We start from the raw sequence: 17,578 nt of genomic DNA, 5'->3' as shown, positions 1-17,578 counted from the left end.
CGGCGTTCCTTACTTCTTCCGCTTGTGGCGGCTTAGGAGAATGAATTTGTTGGTCGACTTGTTGGAGCGGGTCTTCTTGCCCTTGGTCGGCTTGCCCCACGGAGTAACCGGGTGGCGGCCGCCCGAGGTACGACCTTCACCACCGCCGTGCGGATGGTCGATCGGGTTCATCGAAACGCCGCGGTTGTGCGGCTTGCGGCCCAGCCAACGGTTGCGGCCGGCCTTGCCGATCGACGTGTTCATGTGATCCGGGTTCGACACCGCGCCGATCGTGCCGCGGCAACGGCCGTGCACCAGGCGCTGTTCGCCCGAGTTCAGGCGGATGATCACGTAGTCCTGGTCGCGACCGACGAGCTGGGCATAGGTGCCCGCGGAACGGGCGAGCTGGCCGCCCTTCCCGATCTTGACCTCGATGTTGTGGATGATCGTGCCGACCGGCATGTTGCCGAGCGGCATGACATTGCCCGGCTTCACGTCGACATAGTTGCCGGCGACGACGGAATCACCGACGGCCAAACGCTGCGGCGCCAGGATATAGGCCTGGGTGCCGTCTTCGTACTTGACCAACGCGATGAATGCGGTGCGGTTCGGATCGTACTCCAGCCGCTCGACCGTCGCGGGCGCATCGACCTTGTCGCGCTTGAAATCGACGGTACGCAACGTTCGCTTATGACCACCGCCGCGGAAGCGCACGGTGATGCGACCGGTGTTGTTACGGCCGCCGGAGGAGTGCTTGCCTTCGGTGAGCGCCTTGACCGGCTTGCCCTTGTAGAGGGCCGAACGATCGACCATGACCAGCTGGCGCTGGCCCGGCGTCGTGGGATTGAATGTCTTCAGTGCCATCGTCGTACGACCTTACAGACCGGTGGTCACGTCGATCCGGTGACCCTCTTCGAGAGTCACGATCGCGCGCTTGGAGTTCGACTGCGAGCCGAGATTGCCGCGGAAGATCTTGGTCTTGCCCTTGCGGACCAGCGTGTTGACACTCTTGACCTTGACGTCGAACAGCTTCTCGATCGCTTCCTTGATCTGCGGCTTGGTCGCCTTCGCGGCCACCTTGAACAGCACCTTGTTGTGCTCCGAGGCGATCGTGGCCTTTTCGGTCACGACCGGCGACAGGATCACGTCGTAGTGGCGAGGCTCGATGTTCTTCGTCATTTGAAGCGCGCCTCCAGCGCATCGATGGCGGCCTTGGTCAGAACAAGCTTCCGACGGCGCAGGATGTCATAGACGTTGATGCCCTGGATCGGCAGCACGTCCATGTTCGGGATGTTGCGGGCCGCAGCGGCGAAGCCGTTGTTGAGCTCGGCGCCGTCGATGATCAGCGCGTTGGTCAAACCCAGACCGGAGAAATGACCGAGCAGCGCCTTGGTCTTGGCAGCTTCCAGGGCGGCCTTGTCGATCACGATGAGATCGCCGTCCTTGGCCTTGGCCGAGAGCGCATGCTTGAGGGCGAGCGCACGGACCTTCTTCGGCAGGTCGGTGGCGTGCGAACGCACCACCGGACCGAAGGCACGGCCACCGCCGCGGAACTGCGGCACCCGGGCCGAGCCGTGACGAGCACCACCGGTACCCTTCTGCTTGTACATCTTCTTGCCGGTGCGCCAGATCTCGGCGCGGCCCTTGGCCTTGTGCGTACCGGCCTGGCGCTTGTTGAGTTGCCACTGCACGCAACGTGCAATGATGTCCTGGCGCGGCTCGAGGCCGAAAATGGTGTCGGAAAGCTGGACCGAGCCGGCTTCCTTACCTTCAAGGGTCGTGACCTTCAATTCCATCTCACGCCTCCTGCGCAGCCGGAGCAGCGTCCGCTTCGCCAGCAACCTTGAACTTGCCGGGCTTCGGAGCTTCCTTAGGCAGCGGCTTCTTGACGGCGTCGCGCACGCGGATCCAGCCGCCCTTGGAGCCGGGAACGGCGCCTTCGACGAGGATCAGACCGCGTTCGACATCGAGCTGGACGACCCGAAGGTTGAGCGTGGTGATGCGGTCGACGCCCATGTGACCGGGCATCTTCTTGTTCTTCCAGGTCTTGCCCGGGTCCTGACGGCCACCGGTCGAACCGATCGAACGGTGCGAGACCGAGACGCCGTGAGTGGCGCGCAGACCGCCGAAGTTCCAGCGCTTCATACCGCCGGCAAAACCCTTACCGACCGAAGTACCGGTGACGTCGACGAACTGACCGACGACAAAGTGGTCGGCCAGGATCTCTGCACCGACGGGGATCATCTGATCCGCGGAGACGCGGAATTCCTCGACCTGCCGCTTCGGCTCGACCTTGGCGACCGCGAACTGGCCGCGCTCCGCCTTGGGCATGTACACGGTCTTGCGGCTGCCAGAACCAAGCTGGAGCGCGACATAACCGTTTTTCTCTTCGGTGCGGTGGCCTACGACCTGGCAATTGCCGAGCTTCAGCACGGTCACGGGGATATGTTCGCCGGCCTCTGTAAAGACCCGCGTCATCCCGACCTTTTGTGCGATCACTCCGGAGCGCATCGGCGTGCTTCCTGTTCTTTCTGTCCGCTAGTGGCGAACGTGATCCAAAAATCTTAGAGCTTGATCTCGACGTCGACACCGGCGGCCAAGTCGAGCTTCATCAAAGCATCGACGGTCTGCGGGGTCGGATCGACGATGTCGAGCAGGCGCTTGTGAGTGCGCATCTCGAACTGCTCGCGGCTCTTCTTGTCGACGTGCGGCGAACGGTTGACGGTGAACTTCTCGATGCGGGTGGGCAGCGGAATGGGTCCGCGGACCTGCGCGCCGGTGCGCTTCGCCGTGTTCACGATCTCGCGGGTCGACGTATCGAGGATACGATGGTCGAACGCCTTGAGACGGATGCGAATGTTTTGGCCGTTCATTGCCGTGGTCTTTCTTCAATGGGGTGGCGAATAGCGAATAGCGAATGTCACATTCGCTATTCGCCGATCCCTATTCTCGTAATTACTCGATGATCGAGGCGACGACGCCGGCGCCGACGGTGCGGCCACCTTCGCGGATCGCGAAGCGGAGCTTCTCTTCCATCGCGATCGGCACGATCAGGTGCACTTCCATCGCGATGTTGTCGCCCGGCATCACCATCTCGGTGCCTTCCGGCAGATGCACGACACCGGTCACGTCGGTGGTGCGGAAGTAGAACTGCGGACGGTAGTTGGTGAAGAAGGGAGTGTGGCGGCCGCCCTCTTCCTTGGTGAGGATGTAGGCCTCAGCCTTGAACTTGGTGTGCGGCTTGACCGAACCCGGCTTGCACAGCACCTGGCCGCGCTCGACGTCCTCGCGCTTGGTACCGCGAAGCAGCGCACCGATGTTGTCGCCGGCCTGGCCTTGATCGAGCAGCTTGCGGAACATTTCGACACCGGTGACCGTGGTCTTCTGCGTGGCGCGCAGACCGACGATCTCGATTTCCTCGCCGACCTTGACGATACCGCGCTCGACACGGCCGGTCACGACGGTGCCGCGGCCCGAGATCGAGAACACGTCTTCAACCGGCATCAGGAACGGCAGATCGACCGGACGCTCCGGCTGCGGAATGTAAGCGTCGACCTGCTTCATCAGCTCGAGGATGGCGTCATGGCCGAGCGTCTTATCGGAATCTTCGAGGGCGGCAAGCGCCGAGCCCTTGATGATCGGGATGGTGTCGCCCGGGAATTCGTACTTCGAGAGCAGCTCGCGGACCTCGAGCTCGACGAGCTCGAGCAGTTCCGGATCGTCGACCATGTCGCACTTGTTGAGGAACACGACGAGCGCGGGAACGCCGACCTGGCGGGCGAGCAGGATGTGCTCGCGGGTCTGCGGCATCGGACCGTCGGCGGCCGACACGACCAGGATCGCACCGTCCATCTGGGCGGCGCCGGTGATCATGTTCTTCACGTAGTCGGCGTGGCCGGGGCAGTCGACGTGCGCGTAGTGGCGGTTCTTGGTCTCGTATTCGACGTGCGCCGTCGAGATCGTGATGCCGCGCGCCTTCTCTTCCGGCGCCTTGTCGATCTGGTCGTACGCGGTGAACGTCGCGCCGCCGGCTTCGGCGAGGACCTTGGTGATCGCCGCGGTCAGCGACGTCTTGCCATGGTCGACGTGACCGATGGTGCCGATGTTGCAGTGCGGCTTGTTACGTTCAAACTTTGCTTTGGCCATTTGACTCTCCGTTCAATCGTCAGTTCGAGACCGACGACAATCAGGCAAACTTCTTCTGGACTTCTGCCGACACGTTGGCCGGCGCTTCTGCGTAGTGGTCGAACTGCATGGTGAAGGTTGCGCGACCCTGGCTCATCGAGCGCAGGTTATTCACGTAACCGAACATGTTCATGAGCGGCACCATCGCGTTGATGACGTTGGCGTTGCCGCGCATGTCCTGACCCTGGATCTGACCGCGCCGCGAATTCAGGTCGCCGATGACGGAGCCGGTGTAATCTTCCGGGGTCACCACTTCGACCTTCATGATCGGCTCGAGCAGGACGGACTTGCCCTTCTGCAAGGCTTCGCGGAATGCAGCACGCGATGCGATTTCGAAGGCGAGCGCCGACGAATCGACGTCGTGATACTTGCCGTCGACGAGCTGAACCTTGACGTCGACCACGGGGAAGCCCGCGACCACGCCGGAACTCAGCACGCTGTTGATGCCCTTCTCGACGCCGGGGATGTATTCCTTCGGCACCGCACCGCCGACGACCTTGGACTCGAACTCGTAGCCCTTGCCGGGCTCGTTCGGCTCCACGATGATCGACACTTCCGCGAACTGTCCGGTACCGCCGGTCTGCTTCTTGTGGGTGTACTTGACTTCGGACCTCTTGGTGACGCGCTCACGGAACGCCACCTGCGGCGCGCCGATGTTGGCATCGACCTTGTAGGTGCGGCGGAGAATGTCGACCTTGATGTCGAGATGGAGCTCGCCCATGCCCTTGAGGATGGTCTGGCCGGACTCCTGATCGGTCGACACGCGGAAGGACGGATCCTCCGCGGCGAGCTTCGCCAGCGCCACGCCCAGCTTTTCCTGGTCGGCCTTGGACTTGGGCTCGATCGCGATCTCGATGACGGGCTCGGGGAATTCCATCTTTTCGAGGATCACCGCCTTGTCGGGATCGCACAGCGTGTCACCGGTGCGCGCTTCCTTCAGGCCAGCCAGTGCGACGATGTCGCCGGCATAGGCTTCCTTGATGTCTTCGCGGTTGTTCGCATGCATCAGCAACATGCGGCCGATGCGCTCCTTGCGGTCGCGCGTCGAATTGATGACGCCGGTGCCCGACAGCAGCGTGCCGGAATAGATGCGGCAGAAGGTGATGGTGCCGACGAACGGGTCGTCCATGATCTTGAAGGCCAACAGAGCCAGCGGCTCCTTGTCGTCCGGCAGGCGAACGACCTCGTTGCCGTCTTCATCGACGCCCTTGATGGCGGGCACGTCAACCGGCGACGGCAGATAATCCACGACCGCGTCGAGCAGAGGCTGCACGCCCTTGTTCTTGAACGCCGAGCCGCACAATACCGGGAAGAACGCGCCAGTCAGCACGGCCTTGCGGATCAAGCGCTTCAACGTCGGCTCATCGGGCTCCTTGCCGTCGAGGTAAGCGGCGAGAACTTCGTCGTCGAGCTCGACGGCGGCTTCCAACAACTTCTCGCGATATTCCTTGGCCTTCTCGACCATGTCCTCGGGAATATCGATGTCCACGAACTTGGCGTCGAGCTTCTCTTCTTCCCAGACCACGCCCTTCATGCGAACGAGGTCGACCAGGCCCTTGAAGTTGTTCTCGGAGCCGATCGGAAGCTGGATCGCGATCGGCTTTGCGCCGAGGCGGTCGACGATGTCCTGCATGCACTTGTAGAAGTCAGCGCCGGTCTTATCCATCTTGTTGGCGAAGACGATGCGCGGAACTTTGTACTTGTCGCCCTGGCGCCAGACCGTCTCGGTCTGGGGCTCGACGCCCTGGTTCGAGTCGAGCACGCACACGGCGCCGTCGAGCACGCGCAGGCTGCGCTCGACTTCGATGGTGAAGTCGACGTGGCCGGGAGTGTCGATGATGTTGAGACGCTTGCCTTCCCAGAACGCGGTGGTCGCGGCCGACGTAATCGTAATGCCGCGCTCCTGCTCCTGCTCCATCCAGTCCATCGTCGCGGCACCTTCGTGCACTTCGCCGATTTTGTGGCTCTTGCCGGTGTAATAGAGGATGCGCTCGGTGGTCGTGGTCTTGCCGGCATCGATATGCGCCATGATACCGAAGTTGCGGTAATTCTCTATGGCATGAACGCGGGGCATGGAGTGTTCCTTAGATTCCGTGTGTCGCCGTTACCAGCGATAGTGCGAGAAGGCGCGGTTGGCTTCCGCCATCCGGTGCACGTCTTCGCGCTTCTTGACGGCGTTACCCCGGTTGTTCGACGCATCCAGGAGCTCCGCAGAGAGCCGCTCGGTCATCGTCTTCTCGTTGCGATCGCGCGCAGCCGAGATCAGCCAGCGAATGCCCAGCGCCTGACGGCGCACCGAGCGAACTTCGACCGGAACCTGATAGGTCGCGCCGCCGACGCGGCGGGAGCGCACTTCGATCGTCGGCATGACGTTCTCGAGTGCCTGCTCGAACACGCCGAGCGGGTTCTGCTTGGTCTTGCTTTCGATGAGGCCGAACGCGCCGTAGACGATGCCTTCGGCGACCGACTTCTTTCCGGCGTACATCACCGAATTCATGAACTTCGTGACGATGATATTCCCGAACTTCGGATCGGGAAGGACTTCGCGCTTTTCGGCAGAATGGCGACGAGACATGGACCTGGTTCCCGCTTACTTCGGACGCTTGGCGCCGTACTTCGAACGGCGCTGCTTACGGTTCTTGACGCCCTGGGTATCCAGAACGCCGCGGAGGATGTGGTAGCGCACGCCGGGCAAGTCCTTGACGCGACCGCCGCGGATCATGACCACCGAGTGCTCCTGGAGGTTATGGCCCTCACCGGGGATGTAGCCGATCACCTCGAAGCCGTTGGTCAGGCGCACCTTGGCAACCTTACGAAGCGCCGAGTTCGGCTTCTTCGGGGTCGTGGTGTAAACGCGCGTGCAAACACCGCGCTTCTGCGGCGACTGCTGCAGCGCCGGCACCTTCTTGCGCGACTTCTGCACTTCCCGCGGTTGAGCGATCAGCTGGTTGATCGTCGGCATCCTGGCATTACCCTTTGTGTTCTGCCGCGGCCCGTCACCGGGTCCGCAAATTCTTTCGAGCTACCCGCCCGACGAGGCCGCCTTCCGCGGAACAATCCGCACAAAGCGAAATCGCGCCAACCACCCATCAACGGGCGGAAAGCGCTTCGACGCCACAGAGGACCGCAGTAGTTGAACCGGTCAGCTTGAAGCTGCGGCCCGCGCACCGAGGTCATGCATCCGAATTCGATCTCGAGAGAACATGCTCAAGAGAACTAAAATCGCACTGGCATTGCCTAGCTATGATCGACAGCGTTTGAGCGGCATTCGTCGAGGTTGGTGCCTGTCTTGGTGATCCCAGGGGATCAAACAGGTGGCCCGTTCCGACGTTGGCGATGCTCACCGCCTGTCGTTAAGTGAGGGGGTTCTATAAGTGGGAGTCGGTCAAGTCAAGGCGAAACGTCAGTCAGAAGCGCTTCCCGCACCTGCCGAAATCGCTTCTTGGGCCGCTCGCTGCGCCTTCGTGAGATAGAAATGAAGAGCGCGTCCCGCCACCTCCGAAACCTATTTATACCCGGGCTAAATATACTTTTATAACCATTGGCTAAGGCTTTCTTTCCTGTTGGAGCGCCAATGTGCCGCCTTGGGCAGAGATTAGCGCCATGCGGTACACCGACATTGCCATTATCGGCGGGGGATTGTCCGGCTCGACCGCCGCCGCGATGCTCGGCCGTAGCGGCATTTCGACCATCCTGATCGATCCGCATGAGAGCTATTCGGCGGACTTTCGGGTCGAAAAACTCAGCGGTCACGTGCAGGTCGGGCGATTCCTGCAGACGGGAATCGCCGAATCGGTGTTGCACCGCGCGACCTTTGTGGGTGAGAACTGGATCGCGCGCTTCGGCCGCCTTCTCGACAAGGCGCCGAGCCGGCAGTTCAACATCCTCTACGATTCCCTCGTCAACGCTGTCCGCGACGAAATTCCTGCCGGCGTCGAGCGCATCTGCGCCAAGGCTGTCTCGGTCGAGACGAGTGCGGAGCGGCAGAAGGTCACTCTCTCCAACGACGCGATGGTCTCCGCCCGGCTGGTCGTGCTCGCCAACGGACTCAATGTCGGCCTGCGCCACCAGCTGGGAATCGCCCGAAAAGTCGTCAGTGCCTGCCATTCGATTTCGATCGGGTTCGACGTGGTGCCCGCGGGACGGGACTCGTTCGACTTCCCTGCGCTGACCTATTTCTCGGAACGGCCGAGCGACCGCATCCCCTACCTCACGCTTTTTCCGATCGGGACGCGGATGCGCGCCAATCTGTTCGTCTATCGCAGCTTCGACGATCCCTGGCTGCGTGAGCTGCGCCGCGCGCCGGCCGAGACGTTGAACGCTGCGCTGCCACGGCTCAAGCACATCACCGGACCATTCGACATTCCCAGTGAGCTGAAAATCCGTCCGGTCGATCTCTATGTGAACGATGCCAGCGGCCAGCCGGGTCTCGTGCTGGTGGGCGATGCCTTCTCGACCTCCTGCCCGGCCGCCGGCACCGGGTGCGACAAGGTCTTCACCGACGTCGAGCGGCTCTGCAACGTCTATATCCCGCAGTGGCTGGCCTCCGACGGGATGGATACAAGCAAGATCGCCGCCTTCTACGCAGACCCGGTCAAGCGGGAGTGCGACGATTGGTCGGCCGCGAAGGCCTTCGATTTCCGCTCAGTCTCCATTGCGACAAGCCCTTATTGGACGGCGCAGCGCTGGGCACGCTTCATTGCCTGGTCGGTTCAGGGACTATTGCGGCCGCTTGGAGCAGCCTTCGATCTGGAGCCGAACTTCCTCGGTCACTCCTCCTCATCGTCCTCGTCGAGGTCGTCTTCATCCTCGTCGTCTTCGTCGCTGTCCTCGTCGACGTGAGCCGGCGCGCCATGCGGTTGGTGGATCTGGTCGTTCCACAGCTTGCGATAGGTGCCGTTCTTGGCGAGCAGCTCGGCATGCGAGCCGCGCTCGATCGCCCTGCCCCCTGAAATCACGATGATCTCGTCCATCTCGACCACCGAGGTCAGGCGGTGGGTCGACCAGATCATGGTGCGGCCCTTGGCGACCTTCAGCAGCGTGCGGTTGATCGCAGCTTCCGTGGTCTGGTCGAGCGCCGAAGTGGCTTCGTCGAGCAGCAGCACGGAAGGATTACGGATGACCGCGCGCGCGATCGCGATGCGCTGGCGCTGGCCGCCCGACAAGGTATCGCCGCGCTCGCCCACCGGCGTGTCGTATCGTTGCGGCAGGCTCATGATGTAACGGTGGATCTCGGCTTTCCTGGCCGCCTCCTCCACCTCCTCATCGGTCGCGCCCTCCTTGCCGAGCCGAATGTTCTCCCGGATCGACATGTTGAACAGCATATTCTCCTGGAACACCACCGCCATGCTCCGGCGCAGGGAGTCCAGCGTCACCTTGCGGACGTCGACGCCGTCGATGGTGACGCGCCCCTCGTCCGGCACATAGAGCCGCAGGATCAGATTCAGCAGCGTGCTCTTGCCGGAGCCGGACGGACCGACGATGGCAATGCGCTTGCCGACATTGAGCTTGAGGCTGAGATTGTCCAGCACCGGCGTCTGGCTGCCTTCGTACTGGAACGTCACGTGGTCGAAGGTGATGTCGTTGGTGATGCGGGGCAGATCGGGCGCGCCGGCACGATCGGCGCTGCGCGTGGGCTCGTCGAGCAACTCCTGCATATGACGGATCGCGGCTGCCGCGGAGATCGACACGGGGATGAAATGCATCACATGGGCGATGTTGTAGGACACCTCCCAGAACGCACTCTCGAAGGTGACGAAGGTGCCGATGGTAATCTGCCCCTTCGTCGCCAGATATGCGCCGATCGCGAGCACGACGAGATGCAAGAGCAGCACCGAGATGGTGACCGTCCGCTCCACCATGGTCGACAGGAACGCCGCCGAGGCCATCCTGTTTCGCGTCTCGTCGTTGCGGAATTTGAAGAAGCCGAACATCCGGCGTTGCAGGCTGAACGCCTTGATCACGGCCTGCGCCGCCACGTTCTCCTGCACCATGCCGAGCAGCGCAGATTCATTGAGCTTCTGCTCGTAATTCGCCTGGACAGCCTTCGGCGTCAGCATGCGGGGACCGATCAGCGTGATCGGGAACACCAGCAGCGCAACCGCCGCGAGCTGCCAGTTCAGGAACACCATCAGGATGATGCCCGCGATCAGCTCCAGGAACGGCAATGCCGCGCTGTTGGCGAAGGTCTTGACCGAACCCTCGAAGGCCGCGAGGTCGACTGAGAAGCGCGACAGGATCTCGCCGCGCTTGGTGCGGCCGAAATAGGCCGCCGGCAGGTCCTGGACGTGCTCGAACAGCCGTTTGCGGACGTCGGAAATGATGCACGCCGCGAGCCGCGCATCCCAGCGCTCGTACCAGACCGCGACGATCGAGGTGAATATGCCCGCGACCGCGAGCACGCCGAGGATCTTGTACAGCGCCTGAAAATCCTCCTCGCCGAGCGCGTCGTCGATCAGGTACTTCAGGCTGAGCGGCATGATGACGTTGAAGAGCGTCTCGACGAAGACGCCGAACGCCACGAAGGACAGCATCTGCTTGTAGTTGAACAGGAAGGGTTTGACGAAACCCAGGATGGTCGCGAGCGCGCCGGCGGCCTCGCGCGCGGTAAAGACGACGAGGTCCTCGTCCTCATCGTCGTCATCGAGCTCCAGCCCGCCATCCTCCTCGTCTTCATCGTCCTCGTCGTCTTCAAGGTCCGGCTTGGCGGTAGGGACAAGCTTGTCGTCGAGCTCGGCCGCCTCTTCCGCGGCGAGCTTCTGTTTGTCGGGCGGGAGGGGCTTGGACGCCATGAAACCAACCGATGCTGACGGCCGGCATGACCGCAGAGAAAGCAGGAAATAGCGCCAACCGCTACTGCATCGATTCTATGCGATCAAGATGAATTCGGCAAAACAATTGGCGAAGGCGCCCGCTTCAGGCGGCTAGTCGTCTTCCTCATCCTCGACCTTGTCGAAAAAGGAATAGCGCAAGGAATCGGCGTCGGCGTACCACTGGCCCGGGCCCTTGTTGGCGGCGAGCGTGGTCTCCCAGAGCGCGTCGGTGCAGTCCTTGCGGTGCATCGACAGCTCGAAGCCGTTGCCGAAGAACAGTTCGGACCATTCCCACCAGGTGCCGAGCTTCTTGACGCCGCGCAGAAGGTCGTAGCGGTCGATCAGTGCCGGCGCCATGTCCGAGGTGATCGAGCCGAACACGAGCCCGGTCTTGACCACACGGTTCAGCTCCCTGATCGCACGGACCACCTGCTTCGGGGAAACATGGCAGAGGCTGGTCTCGAACACGAAGTCGAACGCACCGTCCTTGAACGGCATGTCGGTGATCGAACCGAGCTTGTTGTACTTCCTCAGCGCCTTCGGCGTTCTGGCGTGAATGGTGCGGTTGTTCTCGATACCGAAGGCATCGATGCCGCGATCACGTAGCGCGCCGACAAGCTCGCCGCTGGCCGAGCCCGCGATCAAGAGCTTCGTGCCTTTGGCCTTGCCCCAGACGATGCCGATCAGTTTTGTGAGATAGTCGGGATCCGTGAAGTGTTGCCACACCTCGCTGTAGGGGCCCTGGCCGCGATAATTGTCAAAATAGGCACGATCGATCTTGTCCGAGAGCGGCTTGTCGTCCTGCGAACGCTCGCGGCGCAAGCGCATCATCTCGGTCAAGATGATGTCGGTCGCCGCGTCCGAGGAATCGAGCAGGCCGTTCAGCGTCGAGTCGAACAGATAGTCGCCGACCACCACGATTCCGGGATGTTCCTTCGGCTCGGGCCGGTGGTTGGTCATGACGTCGCGCACGGGCAAGCCGCCCGGAATCGCGTTCACCGAGGACAGCCAGCGGTGGATCTTGCCTTCTATGAAATGCGCGCGTGCATCGCCGAGCGATGCCGGAAGCGATTTCAGCGCGGCATCGATCAGCTCCCGGTCGGAGAGATTCGCAAAGGCCAGCGCATCGGAGCCCGGAATCAGCCAGTTCAGCACGCCGTGCTTGCCCACATCATGGCGGACGCCCTCGTTATAGACGCAGCAACCGCCAAAGGCTTCCGACATGAACCAGGCGCCGGCGATCTTGTCGCCCCAGAACGGCGTGTCGAACAGGATCGAGACACGCAAATAGTGCGCAGGACGGTCGAAGTACGCGACGTGCTTGACCATCGACTTGCGGAGCTGTTCGCCTTCCCAGCCGACGGTCCCGAGCCAGGAATGCGGCAGACAGACCAGCACAAGGTCGAAGTCGCGCGTCTCCGGCCCCTTGCCGTTCATCATCTTGAGTTGATAGCGGCCGGTCGGCGCCTTGCCGACCGTGAGGATTCGGTGATTGAGCTGGATGTCGGCATTGACCTCCGACTGGAGGCACTCGATGAGCTGCTCGTTGCCGTTCTGGATGGAATAGAGGCCGATATAGCCGTCGACATCCATCAGGTAGTTCTTGAGCGCGTTGAGCCCGTTGGTGTTGTGGCTCTCGGTCGCGAGGTCCGAGCGCGCCATCACCTTGAAGAATCGCTTTGCGGTCTCGTCCTCGACCTCCTCGTCGAGCACCTGTTCGGCGGTCTTGTAGGCCCAGGGATTCTCGTTGTCGTGCGCGCCGACACCCTCGTAGTACTCGATCGGCGTCATCGCCTCGGCGCAGCGCTTACGGAACGCCTCGATTGCGGCTGCGGTCTTGGCACCGTATTTGCGGCGCATGCCCGCGACGTCGTTGAGGAGCTCACCGCCGAACTGCACCTGCTCGGCATCCATCGGAATGGTCTGCAGGCCGAAATGCTGGATCAACTCGCGCAACGGATCCGGCCCGGTCATCGAGTAGTCGTAGATCTCGGCAACGCCGGCCTCGTACATCGCGGGCGCGGAATCGAATTTGCGCGTGACGATCTTGCCGCCGAGCCGGTCGGATGCCTCGTAGATGGTGACGCGGCAGAGGTCGCCAAGCTTGCGCTTCAGATACCAAGCGCTCATCAGCCCGCCGGGGCCGCCGCCTACGATTGCGAGATCAAGCATGAGAATTCCGTGGTCTCCGGCCCGCCCCCTTCACGGGACCACCGGTCTAAGCTCTCCTAGCAGAAGCGCTTTTGCGCCTGAAGGAAAGATGAACAAAGGTTGATCCTGCACCGCAACAGGGAAACAAAGCAGCAAAAAGGCCGGCTTTCGCCGGCCTTTTCAGTGTCCTCGGTATTCCTACGGATGAACGATCATTCCGCAGGTGGCAGCGCCATCGGCTCCACTTCCGGCGCCGGCGGCACGACCGCCGCCTGCTTCTCGCGCTCGTCGAGGATCATCTTGTCGCGCTTCACAGCGACTTCGCGGATCTTCGCCATGGAGGCGCCGGTGCCTGCCGGAATCAGCCGGCCGACGATGACGTTCTCCTTGAGGCCTTCGAGCGGATCGACCTTGCCGTTGACCGCCGCTTCCGTGAGGACGCGGGTGGTCTCCTGGAACGAGGCCGCCGAGAAGAAGGAGCGGGTCTGAAGGCTCGCCTTGGTGATGCCGAGCAGAACCGGCGTCCCCGTGGCGATCTTCTTGCCCTCTTCCTTGGCCTTCGCGTTGATCTGGTCGAACTCGATCTTGTCGATCTGCTCGCCCGAGATCATGTCCGTGTCGCCCTGGTCGGTGACTTCCACCTTCTGGAGCATCTGACGGACGATCACCTCGATGTGCTTATCGTTGATGAGCACGCCCTGGAGCCGATAGACCTCCTGGATCTCGTTGACCAGATAGGCCGCGAGTTCCTCGATGCCCTTGACCGCCAAAATGTCGTGCGGCGCCGGATTGCCTTCCACGATGAAGTCGCCCTTTTCGACGACGTCGCCGTCCTGAAGGTGGATGTGCTTGCCCTTCGGGATCAGGTACTCGCGCGCCTCTTCGGTCTTGTCCATCGGCTCGATCGAGATGCGACGCTTGTTCTTGTAGTCGCGCCCAAACCGGATGGTGCCCGCGATTTCGGCGATGATCGCCGCATCCTTCGGACGCCGAGCCTCGAACAGTTCCGCCACCCGCGGCAGACCGCCGGTGATGTCGCGCGTCTTGGCGCTTTCGGTCGAGACACGGGCGAGAATGTCGCCCGCCTGGACCTTGGCGCCGACATCGACCGACAGAATGGCATCGACCGACAGCATGTAGCGGGCATCGCCGCCACGGGCGAGCTTGAGCACCTTGCCGTCCTTGCCCTTGATCACGATGGCGGGACGCAGGTCCCCGCCGCCGCGCATCGAGCGCCAGTCGATGACCACGCGCTTGGCAATACCGGTGGCCTCGTCGAGCGTTTCCGAGATCGACTGTCCCTCGACCAGATCCTCGAAGCCGATAGTACCTTCGACCTCGGTGAGGAGCGGACGGGTGTAGGGATCCCATTCCACGATACGCTGGCCACGCTTGACCATGTCGCCCTCGTCGACGTGCAGGCGCGAACCGTACTGAATACGGTGCGTCGCACGCTCGGTGCCGTCGGCATCGACGATCGCGATCACCATGTTGCGAACCATCGCGACCAGGTGGCCTTCGCTATTGCGGGCGATGGCCTTGTTCCTGATCACGATCTTGCCGTCGAAGTTGGATTCGACGAAAGATTGCTCGTTCAGCTGCGCCGCACCGCCGATGTGGAAGGTGCGCATGGTGAGCTGGGTGCCCGGCTCGCCGATCGACTGGGCCGCGATGACCCCGACCGCTTCGCCGTGGTTGACCGGCGTGCCGCGAGCGAGATCGCGGCCGTAGCACTTGCCGCAGATGCCGTTGACGAGCTCGCAGGTCAGCGCCGAGCGGATCTTCACCTCCTGGACGCCGCCCTGATGGATGGCATCCAGATGGCTCTCTTCCATCAGCGTACCGCGCTTGAAGATCACCTTGCCCGTGCTGTCACGCACGTCTTCGCAGGCCGTGCGTCCGAGGATGCGCGAGCCGAGCGAAGCGACCACGGTGCCGGCATCGACGATGGCGCGCATCTTGATGCCGAGCTTGGTGCCGCAATCGTCCTGCGTGATGATGCAATCCTGCGCGACGTCGACGAGACGACGGGTCAGATAGCCGGAGTTCGCGGTCTTCAACGCGGTGTCCGCGAGGCCCTTGCGGGCGCCGTGGGTCGAGTTGAAGTACTCGAGCACCGAGAGGCCTTCCTTGAAGTTCGAGATGATCGGCGTCTCGATGATCTCGCCCGACGGCTTGGCCATCAGGCCGCGCATGCCGGCGAGCTGGCGCATCTGGGCCGGCGAACCGCGGGCACCGGAGTGAGCCATCATGTAGATCGAGTTGATGTCGGCATCCGCCCCACTCGCCGTCTTCTTGGTCGAGGAGATCTCCTTCATCATCGCCTTGGCGATTTCTTCCGTGGCCTTCGACCAGGCGTCGACGACCTTGTTGTACTTCTCGCCATGGGTAATCAGACCGTCGTTGTACTGCTGCTCGAAATCCTTCGCCAGCGTACGGGTAGCGTCGACGATCTTCCACTTGGAGTGCGGCACGACCATGTCGTCCTTGCCGAACGAGATGCCGGCCTTGAACGCGTTGTAGAAGCCGAGCGCCATGATGCGGTCGCAGAAGATCACCGTCTCCTTCTGGCCGCAGTGGCGGTAGACCTGGTCGATGACGCCGGAGATCTCGCGCTTGGTCATCAGCTTGTTGATGATCTCGTACGGAACGCGCGGGTTCTTCGGCAGCAAATTGCCCAGCATTACGCGGCCGGCGGTGGTCTCGATCCAGCGCCTGGAGATCTTGCCGGTCTCGTCGATGCCTTCCCACCGGTACTTGATCTTGGTGTGGAGGTGGATGACCTTCGCGTGCAGCGCGTGCTCGAGCTCCGCCATCTCGCCGAAGATCTTGCCCTCGCCGGGCAGGCCTTCGCGCATGATGGAGACGTAGTAGAGACCGAGCACGATGTCCTGCGACGGCACGATGATCGGCTGGCCGTTCGCCGGATGCAGGATGTTGTTGGTCGACATCATCAGGACGCGCGCTTCCAGCTGCGCTTCCAGCGACAGCGGAACGTGCACGGCCATCTGGTCGCCGTCGAAGTCGGCGTTGAACGCGGCGCAGACCAGCGGGTGGAGTTGGATCGCCTTGCCCTCGATCAGCACGGGCTCGAACGCCTGGATGCCGAGGCGATGCAGCGTCGGTGCGCGGTTGAGCAGCACGGGATGCTCGCGGATGACCTCGTCCAGGATGTCCCAGACCTCGGGCCGCTCCTTCTCGACCAGCTTCTTGGCCTGCTTCACGGTGGTGGACAGGCCCTTGGCGTCAAGCCGCGAGTAGATGAACGGCTTGAACAGTTCGAGCGCCATCTTCTTCGGCAGACCGCACTGATGCAGGCGCAGCTCGGGACCGACCACGATCACCGAACGGCCCGAATAGTCGACGCGCTTGCCGAGCAGGTTCTGACGGAACCGGCCCTGCTTGCCTTTGAGCATGTCGGCGAGCGACTTCAGCGGACGCTTGTTGGCACCGGTGATGACGCGGCCGCGGCGGCCGTTGTCGAACAGCGCGTCGACGGCCTCCTGAAGCATGCGCTTCTCGTTGCGGATGATGATGTCCGGCGCGCGCAGCTCCATCAGCCGCTTCAGGCGGTTGTTGCGGTTAATGACGCGGCGGTAGAGATCGTTGAGGTCCGAGGTCGCGAAGCGGCCGCCATCCAGCGGCACCAGCGGACGCAGGTCCGGCGGAATCACCGGAACCACCGTCATGATCATCCATTCCGGCTTGTTGCCGGAGTGGCGGAACGCTTCCACGATCTTCAGGCGCTTGGCGAGCTTCTTGTGCTTGATGTCGGAGTCGGTCTCCTGCATCTCCGCACGCAAGGTCAGCTCGAGCTTCTCGAGGTCCATGCCCTTGAGCAGCTCGCGAATCGCTTCCGCGCCGATCATGGCGGTGAAGGAATCCTGGCCGTATTCGTCCTGCGCCTTCAGATACTCGTCTTCCGACAAGAGCTGACGGTCCTTCAGCGCGGTGAGGCCCGGCTCGAGCACGACGTAATATTCGAAGTAGAGGATCCGCTCGAGATCCTTCAACGTCATGTCGAGCAGGAGGCCGATGCGCGAGGGCAGCGACTTCAGGAACCAGATGTGGGCGACGGGGGCCGCGAGCTCGATATGGCCCATGCGCTCGCGCCGGACGCGCGACAGCGTGACCTCGACCGAGCACTTCTCGCAGATGATGCCCTTGTACTTCATGCGCTTGTACTTGCCGCACAAGCACTCGTAGTCCTTGATCGGCCCGAAGATGCGGGCGCAGAACAGGCCGTCGCGCTCGGGCTTGAAGGTACGGTAGTTGATGGTTTCCGGCTTCTTGATCTCGCCGTACGACCAGGACAGAATCTTCTCGGGGCTCGCGATCGAGATCCGGATCTGGTCGAAGACCTGAGCCGGCGTCGTCGGATTAAAGAGATTCATAATTTCTTGGTTCATCGTCTTCTCCTCGCGTGCCGGTCGCCTCCGGCAGCAAATTCG

The 17,578-nt window shown here is 62.4% G+C and carries 13 protein-coding genes; 1 reads left to right on the top strand and 12 read right to left on the bottom strand.

What is annotated here, in order from left to right; translation table 11 throughout:
• Nucleotides 1–9: 9 nt before the first annotated feature.
• The 9 genes from rplB to rpsL form a co-directional block, all read right to left on the bottom strand.
• On the bottom strand, nt 10–843 hold the full coding sequence (gene rplB, locus AC0L23_RS32570) for a 50S ribosomal protein L2 (RefSeq protein ID WP_007611609.1): 834 nt from the start codon (nt 841–843) through the stop codon (nt 10–12).
• A gap of 12 nt (nt 844–855) precedes the next feature.
• Entirely contained in the window at nt 856–1,158 is a 303-nt protein-coding gene (locus tag AC0L23_RS32565) for a 50S ribosomal protein L23 (RefSeq protein WP_007603019.1), read from the bottom strand.
• Entirely contained in the window at nt 1,155–1,775 is a 621-nt protein-coding gene (gene rplD, locus AC0L23_RS32560; RefSeq protein ID WP_007603018.1) for a 50S ribosomal protein L4, read from the bottom strand. Before rplD ends, AC0L23_RS32565 begins: the two co-directional genes overlap by 4 nt.
• A 1-nt stretch (nt 1,776) precedes the next feature.
• Complete coding sequence (gene rplC / locus AC0L23_RS32555) at nt 1,777–2,490, bottom strand: 50S ribosomal protein L3 (RefSeq protein WP_007603016.1); 714 nt, start codon at nt 2,488–2,490, stop codon at nt 1,777–1,779.
• Between the two features lie 53 nt (nt 2,491–2,543).
• Complete coding sequence (gene rpsJ / locus AC0L23_RS32550; protein WP_002712302.1) at nt 2,544–2,852, bottom strand: 30S ribosomal protein S10; 309 nt, start codon at nt 2,850–2,852, stop codon at nt 2,544–2,546.
• A gap of 82 nt (nt 2,853–2,934) precedes the next feature.
• Nucleotides 2,935–4,125, bottom strand: coding sequence for an elongation factor Tu (tuf, locus tag AC0L23_RS32545; protein ID WP_018456453.1), 1,191 nt, complete (start codon nt 4,123–4,125; stop codon nt 2,935–2,937).
• 40 nt (nt 4,126–4,165) lie between these two features.
• Nucleotides 4,166–6,238, bottom strand: coding sequence for an elongation factor G (gene fusA / locus AC0L23_RS32540; protein WP_026233180.1), 2,073 nt, complete (start codon nt 6,236–6,238; stop codon nt 4,166–4,168).
• A gap of 30 nt (nt 6,239–6,268) precedes the next feature.
• Nucleotides 6,269–6,739: a 30S ribosomal protein S7 gene (gene rpsG / locus AC0L23_RS32535; protein WP_007603009.1), complete on the bottom strand. Its 471-nt coding sequence runs from the start codon at nt 6,737–6,739 to the stop codon at nt 6,269–6,271.
• Between the two features lie 15 nt (nt 6,740–6,754).
• On the bottom strand, nt 6,755–7,126 hold the full coding sequence (gene rpsL, locus AC0L23_RS32530) for a 30S ribosomal protein S12 (protein WP_007603006.1): 372 nt from the start codon (nt 7,124–7,126) through the stop codon (nt 6,755–6,757).
• A gap of 641 nt (nt 7,127–7,767) precedes the next feature.
• On the opposite strand from rpsL, the gene AC0L23_RS32525 reads away from it, so the two are divergent.
• The gene (locus AC0L23_RS32525; RefSeq protein WP_085351283.1) at nt 7,768–9,006 is read left to right on the top strand and encodes an FAD-dependent oxidoreductase; all 1,239 of its coding nucleotides are present in this window, start codon (nt 7,768–7,770) and stop codon (nt 9,004–9,006) included.
• Here the strand turns inward: AC0L23_RS32525 and AC0L23_RS32520 are convergent.
• From AC0L23_RS32520 to rpoC, 3 genes are all read right to left on the bottom strand, one after another.
• On the bottom strand, nt 8,934–10,955 hold the full coding sequence (locus tag AC0L23_RS32520) for an ABC transporter ATP-binding protein (protein ID WP_377787400.1): 2,022 nt from the start codon (nt 10,953–10,955) through the stop codon (nt 8,934–8,936). The genes AC0L23_RS32525 and AC0L23_RS32520 overlap by 73 nt on opposite strands.
• 132 nt (nt 10,956–11,087) lie before the next feature.
• Complete coding sequence (locus AC0L23_RS32515; RefSeq protein WP_473357930.1) at nt 11,088–13,148, bottom strand: FAD-dependent oxidoreductase; 2,061 nt, start codon at nt 13,146–13,148, stop codon at nt 11,088–11,090.
• Nucleotides 13,149–13,339: 191 nt separating this feature from the next.
• Nucleotides 13,340–17,536 (bottom strand): DNA-directed RNA polymerase subunit beta', encoded by a 4,197-nt coding sequence (gene rpoC / locus AC0L23_RS32510; RefSeq protein ID WP_026233179.1) that lies wholly within the window; start codon nt 17,534–17,536, stop codon nt 13,340–13,342.
• Nucleotides 17,537–17,578: the final 42 nt, after the last annotated feature.

The organism is Bradyrhizobium sp. MI1.4 (assembly GCF_055811315.1).
Note: the sequence above shows the minus strand (reverse complement) of the source record. Positions and strands in the feature narration are given on the sequence as shown.